Origin of the sequence: Novipirellula caenicola (genome assembly GCF_039545035.1) — a bacterium.
GTDB classification, from domain to species: Bacteria; Planctomycetota; Planctomycetia; order Pirellulales; family Pirellulaceae; genus Novipirellula; species Novipirellula caenicola.
In genome coordinates this window covers 50,702-64,863 of record NZ_BAABRO010000013.1, presented here as the reverse complement: position 1 = coordinate 64,863, position 14,162 = coordinate 50,702, and the positions used below count along the sequence as shown (strand labels likewise).

Below are 14,162 nucleotides of genomic sequence, written 5' to 3'. Positions count from 1 at the left end.
TTCCACTGCATCCGTTTTTCACTTTCCCTTTCGCTGAATCGATACCCATGTCCGCTTTGAATTCTGACTCTGTTCGCGCCGCGATTGAATCGTTTCCTGATCCTGAAACCGGGCGGCCGATCGGCTCGATGGGGCAAATCAAAGAGGTTCAAGTCGAAGGCAATACCGCAACGATCACGCTCGGATTGACGTCCCATTCCAATCCGATCGCCGACGAAATCGCCGATGCGATTGAGTCCAAGGTCGTCGCCGCGTTGCCTGGGACTCAGGTCAAAGTCGAAACGGTGGATCACCCGCGACCCCCAGCACGTTTAGGCCAAGTCGGACTGCGTGTGAAAAGTGTGATCGCGGTCGGCAGCGGCAAAGGTGGTGTTGGCAAAAGCACCGTTGCCGCTTCGCTTGCGCTGTCGCTGCGTCAAATGGGTAGCCGTGTGGGTTTGATGGATGCGGACGTCTATGGGCCGAGCATCCCGCATCTGCTCGGTTTGTCGGGGCGTCCTGCGGTGAATGCTCAGAAGAAAATTGAACCCATTATGCTTAGCGATGACAGCGGCCAACCACCGATGCCGGTGATCTCGATGGGCTTTCTTGTCGAACCGGATCAAGCCGTGATTTGGCGTGGTCCGATGTTGCATGGATCGATCAATCAATTTTTGGGAGACACCAATTGGGGCGAACTCGATTATCTGGTGATCGATATGCCGCCAGGAACCGGTGATGTCGCGTTGACGCTCTCGCAAGCGGTGCCGCTAGCCGGCAGCGTGGTGGTGTGCACCCCACAAGAGGTTGCACTGCTGGACGCGATCAAGGCGATCAGCATGTTTCATAAAGTGAACATTCCGATCTTGGGAATGGTGGAAAACATGAGCGGGTTCATGTGTCCCGATTGCGGCAAGACGTATGACATCTTTGGTCGTGGCGGTGCCCGTGCGAAGGCCGAAGAGTTGAACGTTCCGTTTTTAGGATCGCTGCCGATCGATATCGATCTGCGTACCGGGGGTGACGAAGGACAGCTTGCCAAAGTGCTTGCCGAGAACACTCGATCCAGGATCCCGATCGAAGCGGCGGCCAAGTCGCTGGTTCGCACGTTGGCGTCCAAGGCGGCTGCGAATCCACCGAAACCAAGTTTGCCGACGCTGTAACGCGTCGCCCAGCGTTTCGTCGCGATAGATCATCGTGACGTTCGCCGGATCGCGATCCGGTTGCAGCGAGACGAATTCGTGGCAGAGGCGATTCGTGACAGCCACAATTCGTGAGGGGCACGATTCGTGAGGGGGCACGCAGTCGCCGGATATTCGGGCTTCATCGCCAGTGCAGCCCGTTTGCAGTGACTTGTTTTGATCCCCGCTAAAACTGCCAGATTGGCACTTTTGGGCGTGATTTGGCCAGAAAAAAAGCCGCATCAGAGAATGAACTCCGACGCGGCTTTTTTTAATTTCGATTCTACTCAGAAGAGTAAAAGAGTGGCGATCGACTAGCGACGCTTCTTAGCGGTCTTCTTCTTAGTAGCTTTCTTGGCTGCTTTCTTAGCGGCCTTCTTCTTGGTTACTTTCTTGGCTGCCTTCTTTGGCGATGCCTTCTTAGTAGCCTTCTTCTTAGTTACTTTCTTCTTAGCAGCCTTCTTTGGCGATGCCTTCTTAGTAACCTTCTTCTTCGTTACTTTCTTTGCAGCTTTCTTAGGGGCTGCCTTCTTCGTAACTTTTTTCTTGGTTGCTTTTTTCTTGGCCACGTTCTTCCTCCGCGAGAAAGGGCACGTTAGTGAGTCCTTGTGACTTTATTAGAACAGCGTTCTAAAAGTCACCGGCCACGGCTCACCAATCGTGATTGGAAGTTGAATCTCAGAGCGTTGATGATCCACATCAAGGTTGCTCTTGCTTTCAACCGTTTAGAAACTGCGCGTAACTGTACGCGCTTCTGAGAATTCCGCAACATCTTTTTCATGAAAAAAGTGCTTGCGATGAAATTTTTTTTTGGTAAGTGAACGCGCTTTTGACGCTTCGCTTTGAGTCATTGAAGATAAAAAATGCATCGAATTATCTTGCTTGGACCCTGTTTCAGCACTTCGACGTAATTGAAATTCAACTTCGGTATCACAAGGTGTGTCACTACAAAAAAACTTGGGCTTGAATCGCAAATTTTGCAAATGATTTATCGCCAACGCCCCGTCTGTTGCAACATTTGGTAATTGCTAAACGCTAATGACAAGAACAAGATGCCCATGAACGTTTGGTGCTGTTTGAATGCGTACACCGTCAACAATCCAGCGCTGATTACACTGATCCATAACGCTTGATCACGACGTCCACCATTGATCAACACCAACGAGTTCATGATCCGGCCACCATCAAGCGGCCATACGGGTACTAAATTCAACAGCGCCCACAAGACACTTGGGAAAATGTAAAACAAAACAATCGCGTACAAACCATGGCTCGTGATCGGATCTCCTTCCATCACCCCTGGGATCTTTGCCAATCCAAGAGGCACGACGCTGTCGACAATCGCAAGCGCTTCGACTCGAAAGCCTGCGACTTTTAGTCCTCCGACCAACAACAATGCAGACGCGATTTGAGCCAGCGGACCGGCCAGCGCGACCCACAAATCTTGCTTTTCAGTCAATCGTCCTGCGGATCGTCCCATGCCAAATGAGCTGCTCGGAATCGCAAGCCCACCAAAGTGATACAGCACGATCGAAGACTGAATTCCAAACTGGCGAAATGCAAAGGCATGCCCCAGTTCGTGGATCAAAATCGATACCAACATGCACAACGACCAAAGCAGCAGCAGGGGGAGTTGCCCCGGGCTGCCATCACCCGAACTGAGGAACATGTTGTCGACACCACGGACTAAATAAAATCCAAAAATCAACGCACCAAGCCAAAACGACCAGGCAATTCGGACCGGGAATCCAAATAGCTCGAAACGTAGGTCGTAATCGGATACCGGGGGATCTTGAAGCATCAGGTCTGCAGTGTGGGGAGGATGAACAACGGGGAAATCCAAGGGACGCGTTAGTCTAGCAAGTTGTCGACGTTGCCGGCGTCACCGGTCGCTTGTGTTACCAGTGGCTTGATTGACGCTGGCTTGGCCGGCAGTGGCTTGATTGGCGCTGGTGGCTTGATTGGCGCTGGTGTCGCCGATCGAGTCAGGTGCGTCGATAGAATTGGATGCTGCGGTGGTCAGTGGCAGTCCCATCGCTGTTAGGTTCGCTAGATGGCTTTTCCACGCGATGCGGTGAGGTTCGCCAACAGGGGCTTCGGATTCATTCAAACCGAGCGACAGCACGCGTACGCGGTCGTGACGGACTTGTTTGTCGACCAACGGCATGTCGAGCTCGGTCGAGTGTGCGGATTCCTCCATCGCGATTTGTTGCTCGGTCTTCCAAGCACACGCGATCCGGTGCAGCGCCACCACTCGAAACCAGTGCCACGGTTTTTCCACCAACACGTGATGTTGGCACCAATGCCAATCGAGAAACTTTTCCAGCTCCGCTGGTTGGATCAAGAAACAGCGAACGCATTTCTTGCGTACCGCTTGCCGGTCTTCGCATGTCATCACAAACAGCCACGGTTTGCGAGGAAAGGGCGTCGTCGCTAACAGGCCGGCGATGTGTCCCACGGCATCGTTGAGTAGTTCGAAGCCAAGTGTTCCTTCGGTCTTTAAAATGGGGTCATCCAGCGTCGTTTGTTCCGCAATTTTTTTGACCACGTCCCGCACGGCTTCGTTGTCGTATAGATCATTCAGCGTGGTCTTGGGGGCGACATTGCGAAACAGCAACACCACATCATCGGGATGTCCCGCCACAGGACTCAGGTGGTGCATTTGAAAGATAAAGTCATCCGAATCCCCCGACTGCATCCGCTGTAGTGCATTGAGCCGCCGCCGAAACAACAGAAACCAACTTGCCGCAAACCCGCTTAGAAAGCCCAAGGCTTTGCCAATCAGTTCGGGAACCAAACGCTCCCACTGGAGACTCCAGAACCAGTCCATCACGAATTGCACGTTAGAATCCTGTGGGCTTTAGGGGGGGCAAACCATGTCGGGACGCCATCCTCATTCGGACTGCGTCGGCGATTTGAATGGCACGTCGATGTTGGACGCTGGCGCGGCGGGAGTGTGGCTATGGCCTGGCAAACTTTCGATTCCGACGGCTAGCGCGACTCCGATTAGTAGTGCGGCGGTCAATTTAAAACGGTCGTGGTCGTGAAAGGCAACTTCAGGCAGCAAATCGGCCAAAGAAATGCAGATGAAAAAGCCGGCTGAGATCGCCAACCCCCAGCCCAGGAGCGTGCCGTCGGCCGAAAGCTGCGTTGCACCGATGTAAAACGCGATCGCACCAAGCGGGCAGGCCAACGAGAACGTGAGATTCACCAAACTCTGCTGTGTGGGCGTCCAGCCTCCCTTTTTCATCACCGACGTGATCGCAAACGCGTCCAGCGGTTTGTGCAGCACCACGGCTAGAAACGTCCCCAGCCCGGCCAGCCCTAGCCAAGGGTTATGGTGCGATTCTGCCGTCACGCTGGCGGCAAGCGCCACCCCGTCCATCAACGTGTGCAATCCGAGTCCCAACAGCATGCCGAGCCAACCGATGTCCTTGGCATGGTCATGATGCGAATGCGAATCATGCGAATGGGAACCATGGCCGTGCGAATCATGATCATGAGCGTGGTCATGGTCATGGTCATGGCTGTGATCATGCCCATGATGGGGTTCATCGGGGCCCAATCCGCCGGGCGTTTCGATTGACCCATGCGCATGGGGGTGAAAGGCGCGAAGCAAGATGAACATCGCGATGATGCCTCCCAGTGCCGCACCGCCGGTCATGGCTGCGGATCGCATCAAGTGAAACGCATGCGGCAGCATGTGCAGCATCGCGATTCCCAGCATCAAACCTGCCACAAAACTCATCAACAGCTGAGTTCGCAGGTGCGTCATCCGCATGATCGCCGGCAGCCACCCTCCCGTGACGGATCCGGCAATGATCAAAATGCAGTAAACCGCCAGTAAAGAGCCTGTCATGAATCGTGAGTTTGCGTCGAAATTTGCACATTGAGGGGAAGGAATGCCACAAAGGGTACGCTTTTGCACTGGACCCGCAAGTCGCGGTTCCCCGGAGTCCGTCTTAAATTTTTTGCTCGAAATACTCTGATTCGACGCCGGTGACGGGTATCCTGAACGTGGTGGCGGATCACCACGCTCATCGCGGGCGATGCAAAACGACGGGGCAAAACAACGGGACGGCCCCGTTCTGTTGGGCGTTCACTCGGGCGGGACGTGACGTCCGGGGGACATCGGTAAGAGGGTGGAAAAGGGCAAAACGTCCGAACGTGGTTTTTTTCGAAACACGAACGAGCGAGGTCGCAAATTGAATTCGCCCCCAATCGAATCAAGCCGATTGGCAAAATCGCAGCCACCGCTGAACTTTGCCTCGTCTGCTGCGTCATCTTCGGCCACCGCAGCATCCTCGACGCTGCGGAAACGTCTGCAGCCATGGTTTCTGTCGATCGTGATGCACACGCTGTTGCTGTTGGCGTTGGGGCTGTGGGTGTTTGACAGCTTGGCCGGGGATAACCGGCACCGAATCTGGGCTACCTATCCCAGTGACGATTCAGCGATGGCTGATTTCACCGTCGCCTCGGTCAGTGCTTACGATCCGACCGCATCCGCACCGCCAACCGCCGCAGCCGTGCTCGAGCAACCTGTGGCAACGCGGCTGGACACGCCGGCGGATCTTTCGTCGCTCGAGACGCTCGAAATGTCCGAACCTCCGTCGGCCGCATTGGCGTCGATGGAACTGTTTGAGCGAAGTGGGAAATGGGGCGAAGAAGTTCGAGCAGCAGAAGCAACAAAAAAATTATCGGATCTCACCCGCCCCGCGTCCGGAGCCGACGCGTTAGTGGCTGTCGCCGGAATCGGCCAGGCTGGCGAGGTGGTGACCGGTGCCATCCGTAGCGAATTGGAACAAGACAACACGTTGGTCGTGTGGCTATTTGACGCATCGGCAAGTTTGACCCAGAAGCGAAACCTGATGGCGATGCACGCCGAATCGTTTTACAAGTCGATCGAGGCATTCAATACAAAGCGACGCGACAAAGATGAGGGTGACAACACGCTGTTCAGCAGCGTGATTGCGTTTGGGCAAAATTGGCGAGAAATCTTGCGTCCGACTCATGTGGGAGCACGTGCGATTTCCGCGATGACCAAGGTTCCGATTGACACCACCGGTGACGAAAATGTGATGTCGGCGGTCACGCAAGCGGTGCGACTGTACCGCGAACAACGCAAACGCCAAGAGCGCATCATCATCGTGATCCTGACGGATGAATCGGGTGACGATACGCTGCAACTCGAAGACACGATCCAGTACTGCCGCAGCGCCGGAGTCGCGGTGCACGTGATCGGTCCCAATGCGGTCATGGGATGCGAACGAGGATCGCAACTGTGTCAGGTTCCTAGCGGCGGTCGAGAGTACGCGTTTTGGTTGCCGGTCAAAAAGGGGCCGGAAACTTCGCTGCCCGAACGCTTCCTGGTTCCCTATTGGCACGAATCGGCTCTTCCTCTGTGGCAACAATCCGGCGCTAGCGTGGCGGCAAACACGCCCTGGTACGGTGGCCCATATCGCGAACGATTGCACTCGGGGTTTGGACCGTTTGCCTTGACACGGTTGGCACTGCAAACCGGCGGTTCGTTCACGATGCTTGACGAAGACGGTACTCGCAGCATCGGTTCGTGGGCGAATCGTACCGACTATTTGCCCGATTATGCTTCGGTCCATCAGTATGTTCAGTCGCTACAAGATCATCCGGTGCGTCAATTTGTTGTCGATGCCGCGACGCTTAGTTATCAGCAGGCTGAATTGTTTGTGCCGCCACGGATGACGTTTCTTGGTCAGCGTGATGTGGTCTATCCCTATGCGGTCTTGCATCCTTACGTTGTGCCGGCCACGTTTCGCAGTCAATTGACACGTGCGCTGCGGATCGAACGGGCTCGGATTGAAAAGGCCAGCGCGGCGCTACAGTCGTTGATCGTGCGTATGGAGGACACGTCCGTGCCGTGGCAAGATGAAACCTCACCACGCTGGCAAGCCTCGTTCGATTTAACCAAAGGACGTGTGTATGCCACGCAAGCACGTTATCGCGAGTACTTGGCGGCGACCGAGAACGTGACTGAGACGTTGTCGCTCGAGACGAATGAGATCACGCTGTTGCCGGATGCTCAATTGCGAACATCCGAGTCCCGGTATTGGGTCGATACGGCGGTTCATTCGCTAAACAAATGCATCGACGAACATCCCGGCACGCCCTGGCCCTATCTGGCGCAGTGGGAACTTGACGTTCCGGTGGGATTGCGGATCCAGCCCGCGGTCATTCCTCGTCCACCCCCGCCACCTCCGCGGCCACCGGGTGGTCCTAGCTTCTCGACGAAATCGTCGTCAGGGTCGTCGTTTTCGTTTCCTCGTTTGTAGCGGCCTCGTAGTGGATCCTTGCTAACGATCCCGCTTGGCGGATTTTTGGCGACACTGACTACTGCGAGTTCCAGCTACGGTTGTGACAACACCTTGTCAAAGAACTCGATCATCGCCTTGCTGGTTTGAGGGTTCATGAACGTGATCAAATGGCCTTGTCCGGCAATGGTCGTCAAGTCGCAGAGGACGCCAACGGCTTGCGCTCGTTCGCGAAACCGCAGGCTATTTTGGATCGGAACGATTGAATCGGCTTCCCCGTGGATCAGATGAACCGGCGGGTCCTCGGCCGAGACGTGTGCGGTCGGTGACGCCGCTTCGTACACACCGGGTTTTTCGCTGCGAGAGCCTCCAAGAAAATAGGCCAATCCGGTGTTCTCGGGCGGCAGATTACGAAAGTCGCATGGGGGGCCTCCGACACAGACGGCTTGGATCGTCGGCAGTTTTTGCCATCGTTCGTCGTCCGCAGCCCACTCGCTCGACGCCAACTTGGTTTCCATCGGTTCGTCGCCGAGCACCGAAACCAGCAGCGACAAGTGGCCGCCTGCCGAGTAACCAAACAGCCCGATACGACGGAGGTCGAGTGAAAAACGAGCGGCATTCTCTTGGGCCCACACCAGCGCTTCGCGAACATCATCGACCTGCGAGGGAAATTTGTAGCGAGGAGCCAAGCGATAGTTGATGTTGATGGTCGCGTAACCATGTTCGGCCAAGAAACGCGCGTAGCCTTCGATCGTCCATTTGTCGCCACTCATCCACGCACCGCCGTGGACGATCACCACGGTGGGAAATCCGCCAGGGGGCGGTTCGGCACCGCCGGGAAGGATGACGTCGCAAAGCCCCGCATGGTCCTCTCGCTGAGAGTAGCGTTGGTTCGCAAACTTCCGCGGCTCGGCGGCCTTTTCCACCGCAACCGCCTTGTCTACCACAGCCGCCTTGTCGTCCATGTGATCCGCTGGATGAAGTGCGGGCGGCGAGGCCGATTTATCGCGTTCGCCAGCATTCGTGGGGGGGGCGGCGTGCAGAGGGCCCGCGGCGGCCAACGCACATAACGCGACCCACGCCCTCACCATCCCGGGCGAGGCAATACCTCGCGAGGCGATACCACCGCGCGAAGCGATACCGGGCGAGCCGGATTGTGTAGCAAGGCGGTCGAGTGACGGGAAACGGTCAAAATAGTGCATCAATCGTCCTTTAAACGCCCACTGCAATAGAATTCAGGTAGGCCAACAATTCCGTCCCACTGCAAAAATGGGGCGGTGGGAGCGTTGCGTTGACAATCGTATAATACGTTCCCTGTCGACCCTGTTTAGTCGTCTTACTCGTACAAAGTTCAATATGGCCATCGAGCTCAACACCGTTCCCGAAGCGGTAGAAGCCATTCGCCGAGGCGAAGTGGTGATCGTTGTGGATGCGGAAGATCGCGAAAATGAAGGCGATTTCATCTGCGCTGCTGAAAAAGCAACGCCCGAAACCATTAATTTTATGCTCTCAGGCCGCGGCCAATTGTGCGTGTCGGTGTTGCCCGAAGTCTGTAAGCGGTTGGAGCTGGCGCCCATTGTCGCGCTGAACGATGCCCCCCTGAAAACGGCGTTTATGACCCCCGTTGATATTCGCACTGCGAAAACAGGGATCACCGCGCGGGAAAAAAGTGACACGATCCTGCGGATGACCGCCGACGATTGCACGGCGGCCGAATTTGTCCGACCTGGACACGTATATCCGCTGTTGGCCAAAGAAGGGGGCGTGCTTCGCCGTGCCGGACACACAGAAGCCTCGGTCGATCTAGCTCGCATGGCTGGTTTGCGTCCCGCTGGGGTGCTTTGCGAAGTGCTTGATGAAACCGGAGACCGCGCGTCGCGAGATTCGCTGTCGGCAATCGCTCAAAAGAACAATCTGAAAATCATCAGTATCGAACAGCTGATCGCCCATCGACGCGTCAGCGAAAAACTGATCAGCCGCGCGGCCGAAGCCGAGTTGCCCACCCGATACGGCAGCTTCAAGATCATCGTCTACGCGGTCCAGTACGAAGACCAGCAACCGATCGCATTGGTTTATGGCGATTTGAACGATGACCAAGGCGGCACTGCAGAGGCGCCGTTGGTGCGGATGCACAGCAGTTGCTTTACCGGTGACTTGATCGCGTCGCTGCGCTGTGATTGTGGTGACCAATTGCAGATGGCGCTCGAAACGATCAGCAAAGAAGGCCGAGGGACGTTGGTTTATTTGCCGCAAGAGGGACGCGGGATCGGATTGGCTCAGAAAATTCGGGCTTACGCGTTGCAGGACAACGGCATGGACACGGTCGAAGCCAACCACGCGCTCGGTTTCAAAGCCGACATGCGTGACTATGGAATCGGCTTGCAAATCTTGAAGGATCTGGGGCTCAGCGAAGTTCGATTGTTGACCAACAATCCGAAAAAGACCGAAGCGTTCAACCTGCGTGGTTTCGATCTGCGTGTGGTCGATCAAGTTCCGATCGTATCGGCGGTCAACGAGCACAACCAAAGGTACCTCAGTACCAAACGCGAAAAACTTGGTCACAAGTTACCGAATCTCTAAGGCGTCGCGACGCCTTCGCTTCCCTCCCCCTTCTTCTCGATCCGACTCGACGACGCCGATAGCTCTCAGCATGAAAGACTCCCACTCGGAATTTAGGCCCGCTCGTGTCGCGATTCTGGGCGTGGGGCTGCTTGGCGGCAGCGTGGCTCGCGCGATCCGTCAATCGATCCCTGACGTGCATGTCATCGGTATCGTTCGTTCTGCTGAAAAAGGCCAGCGGTGGGTCGATCAGGGAGTGGTCGATTCGGTGACCGAATCGGTCGCCGACGCGTGCGTTGACGTCGACGTCGTTGTGGTGGCGACGCCCGTGGACAAGGTCGCTGAAAAGGTGATCGCGGTTGCCCAGGCGTCCAAGCCACAGTGTTTGATCACCGACGTCGGCAGCACCAAGCGAACGATCGTCAATTCCGTTAGCCAGTGTCCCGCTGCGGTTGCCAAGTTTGTTGCGGCTCATCCGATCGCCGGAAGCGAAAAAACGGGGGCCGAGCATGCCACGGCGAACTTGTTTGTCGGCAAAGTGATCGTGCTGACCCCCAGCGAGCAAACGCCCACGAATTTGCTCAAGCGAGCGGAGCAGTTTTGGCGGTTGACCGGCGGACGCATCGTCACGCTCAGCCCCGAGGATCACGATACCCACTTGGCCGCAGTTAGCCACGTTCCCCACCTGGCATCGTCGGCCGTGGCCAAATTGGTTTGTGATCAATCAGCGGATCTGGTGGGCAGCGGGTGGACCGATATCACTCGTGTTGCCGCGGGGGATCCCGCGATGTGGTTGGCGATTTGTCAAGAAAATCGGCCTGCGATTGAGGAACAACTTCGCCGCTTGGCCGGATCGATCGACGAGGTCCGCCAATGGATGCACACGCACGACGACGAGAGTCTGCTGCGATGGTTGACCGAGGCAAAAACGATTCGAGATTCGTTTTGACTCCGCTTGGGCGTGACAAAAACGCCATACCGCACCCGCAAATTTCGCGTTCTGCGATGTTTGCCAGCGATCGCTTCATGGATTTCCGCAGATACCGAGGCCCCCGGGGCTATGGAATTTAGCGCCGTTGGCGTAAAAAACGGGGGCGTCGACTTCGTCAACGATCCAAACGCTGACCTTCAGCGAATAAACTTCACTTCGAAATTTTGAAATACTGGAAACGCAACCATGCCGCTTTGGCAAATTGATATTTATCCGGCCGAAGGTCAAGTCGATCGTGAAGCCGCGCGAACCCAAGAAGAAATTCACGAACTTGGGCTGCATGACCATTTGGATGTCGATTGTGCTCGCAGTTTCTTGATCCAAGGCGACTTCGGTCATGACCAAGCGGTCCAGCTTGCCAACACGCTGTTGGTCGACGCGGTCACCGAACGCTCGGTCGTCGCGATTGCCGGCCAGGATGAATTGAACGAGCCACCCGGCGATAGTTTGACACTCGTCAACGTGCTTCCTAAACCGGGCGTGATGGACCCGGTAGCCGCCAGTACGATTGCCGCGGCCAAGGACATCGGATTCAACGTCGATGCCGTGCGGACGCTTCGCAAATTCTGGATCAGCGACGTCGACGAACCGGTGCTCGATGCGATTTGCCGCCGAGCGCTGTCGAACGACTCGGTCGAGCAGGTTGTCGTGGGTCCGCTCGAAATGGACCAATTGGATGTCGGATCGGCAGGCCAATTCGAATTGAAAACGATTCCGATTCGGAAACTCACCGATGCGGAACTCGAAACGCTTTCCAAAGAAGGCCAGTTGTATTTGACGCTGGTCGAGATGCAGACGATTCGCGATCACTTTGAATCGATCGGTCGTGATCCAACCGACATCGAACTGGAGACGGTCGCGCAAACGTGGTCCGAACACTGCAGCCACAAAACGCTGGCCGGGCGTATCCACTATCGCGGCCCCGGTGCCGATGGGACTCCCGAAGCGGACGAGCGTCAGTACGACAACATGCTCAAAGAAACGATCTTTGCCGCCACGCAAACGATCCGCAAAACGCTCGGCGACAACGATTGGTGCGTCAGCGTGTTCAAGGACAACGCCGGTGTCGTCACGTTCGATGACGAGTACCACGTTTGTTTCAAAGTCGAAACGCATAATCACCCGTCTGCACTGGAGCCCTACGGTGGTGCGAACACGGGACTTGGCGGCGTGATCCGTGACCCGATGGGCACCGGGATGGGAGCCAAGCCGGTTTGCAATACTGACGTCTTCTGTTTCGCTCCGCCCGACACCGATCCCACCGGTCTGCCGCCTGGCGTGCTGCATCCTCGCCGAGTGATGAAAGGCGTTGTCTCGGGCGTGCGTGACTACGGCAATCGAATGGGCATCCCGACCGTCAACGGCGCCGTTTACTTTGACCGCCGTTATCTGGGCAATCCGCTGGTGTATTGCGGAAACGTCGGCATCATTCCTGTCGGGATGGAAGAGAAAGAAGTCCAGCCTGATGATTTGATTGTCGCCATCGGTGGACGCACCGGTCGCGATGGTATTCACGGGGCGACGTTCAGTTCAGCGGAATTGACCAGCGAATCCGAATCGCTTTCCGGCGGTGCCGTGCAAATCGGCAACGCGATCACCGAAAAGATGGTGCTCGACGTTCTGATGCAAGCTCGTGACCGCGGGCTCTATAACGCCGTGACCGATTGTGGGGCGGGCGGTTTTTCGAGTGCCGTGGGCGAGATGGGCGAAAAGCTCGGCGCCGAAGTCTGGCTCGAAAAAGCACCACTGAAATACGAAGGTCTCAGCTATACCGAAATCTGGATCTCTGAAGCACAAGAGCGAATGGTGTTGTCGGTACCGCAAGACTCGTGGGACGAACTTCGCGAGCTTTGTGAAAGCGAAGGCGTCGAGGCGGCGATCCTGGGACGATTTGCACCCACTGGGCGTTTGCAACTGACCTATCACGGCAACGTTGTCGGCGATGTTTCGATGGAATTTTTGCACGACGGTCGACCGCCGATCATTCGCGACGCGGTCTATCATCCCGCACCAACGACAAAGGCCGAATTGCCTTCGCTGGACGACGCTGGTCATCGCGACGTGCTTTTGAAGATCATGGGCAGCCTGAATGTCGCCAGCAAGCACTGGATCATCCGCCAATACGATCACGAAGTCCAAGCGGGCAGCGTCGTCAAACCGTTGGTCGGCCCGATGTGCGACGGTCCCAGCGACGCGGCGGTGGTCAAACCACGACTGGAAAGTCGTCGTGGCTTGGTGATCTCGTGTGGCATGAATCCTCACTATGGTGATTTTGACACCTATCACATGGCCACCTCGGCGATCGATGAAGCGATGCGAAACGCAGTGGCGGTCGGTGCCGATCCGGCCAAGATCGCGATTCTCGATAACTTCTGCTGGGGATACACCGATCGCTCCGAAACACTCGGTTCGCTGGTCCGCGCCGCGATCGCGTGCCAGGACATGGCCGTTACGCTGGGCACGCCATTTGTCAGCGGCAAAGACAGCTTGAACAACGAGTTCAGCTACAACGACGCCGACGGCAACCGTCAAACCATCGCGATCCCGCCTAGTTTGTTGATCAGTGCGATGGGGCAAATTGACGATGTCGCCAAAGCGGTCACGATGGACGCCAAGGCGGCGGGCAACGCCGTCTTCCTGGTTGGTGAAACCAAATCGGAACTCGGCGGGTCGCACTTGCTGCTGTCGCTCGGTTTGGATGGCGGACAAGTTCCCACAGTCGATGCGGCGAAAGCCAAAAACACCTTTGCCGCGGTCCATCAAGCGATCAACAAGCGGTTGATCCGCGCTTGCCATGATTTGAGCGAGGGCGGTTTGGCCGTCGCCGCGACCGAAATGGCGATGGCTGGTGGGTTGGGCATGAGTCTGAATATCGACGCGATCTGTAAGGCATCAGGATTGTCGGCGACCGAGGTGATGTTCAGCGAGTCGAACACCCGCTTCTTGTGCGAAGTGCCAAGCAACCAAGCGGACGCATTTGCCGAACTGTTTGCAAAATCGGCTGTAACCGCGACACGGCTTGGTACAATGGACGACTCCGGCAAACTGGAGATCATGACCGATGCCGGATCGGTGCTTAGCGTAGCGCTGGCCGATGCCAAAGCCGCGTGGCTCAAACCACTGAACTGGTAATCCCGCCTTTCCTGTCAAAGTCCCCACCGCATTGCA

At 56.3% G+C, this 14,162-nt stretch carries 10 protein-coding genes; 5 read left to right on the top strand and 5 right to left on the bottom strand.

The window, feature by feature from the left end; translation table 11 throughout:
* Positions 1 to 47 precede the first annotated feature (47 nt).
* Positions 48 to 1,142, top strand: a complete 1,095-nt coding sequence (locus ABEA92_RS21975; protein ID WP_345686208.1) for an Mrp/NBP35 family ATP-binding protein — start codon at positions 48 to 50, stop codon at positions 1,140 to 1,142.
* 332 nt (positions 1,143 to 1,474) lie between these two features.
* On the opposite strand, the gene ABEA92_RS21970 is transcribed toward ABEA92_RS21975, so the two are convergent.
* The 4 genes from ABEA92_RS21970 to ABEA92_RS21955 all read right to left on the bottom strand — a co-directional run bounded on the left by ABEA92_RS21970 (position 1,475) and on the right by ABEA92_RS21955 (position 5,019).
* Positions 1,475 to 1,729 (bottom strand): hypothetical protein, encoded by a 255-nt coding sequence (locus ABEA92_RS21970; RefSeq protein WP_345686206.1) that lies wholly within the window; start codon positions 1,727 to 1,729, stop codon positions 1,475 to 1,477.
* Positions 1,730 to 2,148: 419 nt separating this feature from the next.
* The gene (locus ABEA92_RS21965; protein WP_345686203.1) at positions 2,149 to 2,961 is read right to left on the bottom strand and encodes a site-2 protease family protein; all 813 of its coding nucleotides are present in this window, start codon (positions 2,959 to 2,961) and stop codon (positions 2,149 to 2,151) included.
* Between the two features lie 81 nt (positions 2,962 to 3,042).
* Entirely contained in the window at positions 3,043 to 4,002 is a 960-nt protein-coding gene (locus ABEA92_RS21960) for a hypothetical protein (protein WP_345686201.1), read from the bottom strand.
* Positions 4,003 to 4,053: 51 nt separating this feature from the next.
* A complete protein-coding gene (locus tag ABEA92_RS21955) occupies positions 4,054 to 5,019 on the bottom strand; it encodes a ZIP family metal transporter (RefSeq protein WP_345686199.1) in 966 nt (321 codons plus the stop codon).
* Positions 5,020 to 5,365: 346 nt separating this feature from the next.
* Here ABEA92_RS21955 and ABEA92_RS21950 point away from each other — a divergent pair, with 346 nt between their 5' ends.
* The gene (locus ABEA92_RS21950) at positions 5,366 to 7,465 is read left to right on the top strand and encodes a vWA domain-containing protein (protein ID WP_345686197.1); all 2,100 of its coding nucleotides are present in this window, start codon (positions 5,366 to 5,368) and stop codon (positions 7,463 to 7,465) included.
* 74 nt (positions 7,466 to 7,539) lie between these two features.
* Here ABEA92_RS21950 and ABEA92_RS21945 read toward each other — a convergent pair whose 3' ends face one another.
* On the bottom strand, positions 7,540 to 8,646 hold the full coding sequence (locus ABEA92_RS21945) for an alpha/beta hydrolase fold domain-containing protein (RefSeq protein ID WP_345686195.1): 1,107 nt from the start codon (positions 8,644 to 8,646) through the stop codon (positions 7,540 to 7,542).
* Between the two features lie 154 nt (positions 8,647 to 8,800).
* On the opposite strand from ABEA92_RS21945, the gene ribA reads away from it, so the two are divergent.
* The 3 genes from ribA (at position 8,801) to purL (ending at position 14,126) form a co-directional block, all read left to right on the top strand.
* Positions 8,801 to 10,024, top strand: a complete 1,224-nt coding sequence (ribA, locus tag ABEA92_RS21940) for a GTP cyclohydrolase II (protein WP_345686193.1) — start codon at positions 8,801 to 8,803, stop codon at positions 10,022 to 10,024.
* Between the two features lie 70 nt (positions 10,025 to 10,094).
* On the top strand, positions 10,095 to 10,952 hold the full coding sequence (locus ABEA92_RS21935; protein WP_345686191.1) for a prephenate dehydrogenase: 858 nt from the start codon (positions 10,095 to 10,097) through the stop codon (positions 10,950 to 10,952).
* 228 nt (positions 10,953 to 11,180) lie between these two features.
* Positions 11,181 to 14,126 (top strand): phosphoribosylformylglycinamidine synthase subunit PurL, encoded by a 2,946-nt coding sequence (gene purL / locus ABEA92_RS21930; RefSeq protein ID WP_345686189.1) that lies wholly within the window; start codon positions 11,181 to 11,183, stop codon positions 14,124 to 14,126.
* Positions 14,127 to 14,162 lie beyond the last annotated feature (36 nt).

Excerpts from the sequence above, each read along its gene's own strand:
- ABEA92_RS21975 (WP_345686208.1), top strand. The coding sequence starts at position 48 with ATGTCCGCTTTGAATTCTGACTCTGTTCGCGCCGCGATTGAATCGTTT.
- ABEA92_RS21945 (WP_345686195.1), bottom strand. The coding sequence starts at position 8,646 with ATGCACTATTTTGACCGTTTCCCGTCACTCGACCGCCTTGCTACACAA.
- ABEA92_RS21955 (WP_345686199.1), bottom strand. The coding sequence starts at position 5,019 with ATGACAGGCTCTTTACTGGCGGTTTACTGCATTTTGATCATTGCCGGA.
- purL (WP_345686189.1), top strand. The coding sequence starts at position 11,181 with ATGCCGCTTTGGCAAATTGATATTTATCCGGCCGAAGGTCAAGTCGAT.
- ABEA92_RS21965 (WP_345686203.1), bottom strand. The coding sequence starts at position 2,961 with ATGCTTCAAGATCCCCCGGTATCCGATTACGACCTACGTTTCGAGCTA.
- ribA (WP_345686193.1), top strand. The coding sequence starts at position 8,801 with ATGGCCATCGAGCTCAACACCGTTCCCGAAGCGGTAGAAGCCATTCGC.
- ABEA92_RS21935 (WP_345686191.1), top strand. The coding sequence starts at position 10,095 with ATGAAAGACTCCCACTCGGAATTTAGGCCCGCTCGTGTCGCGATTCTG.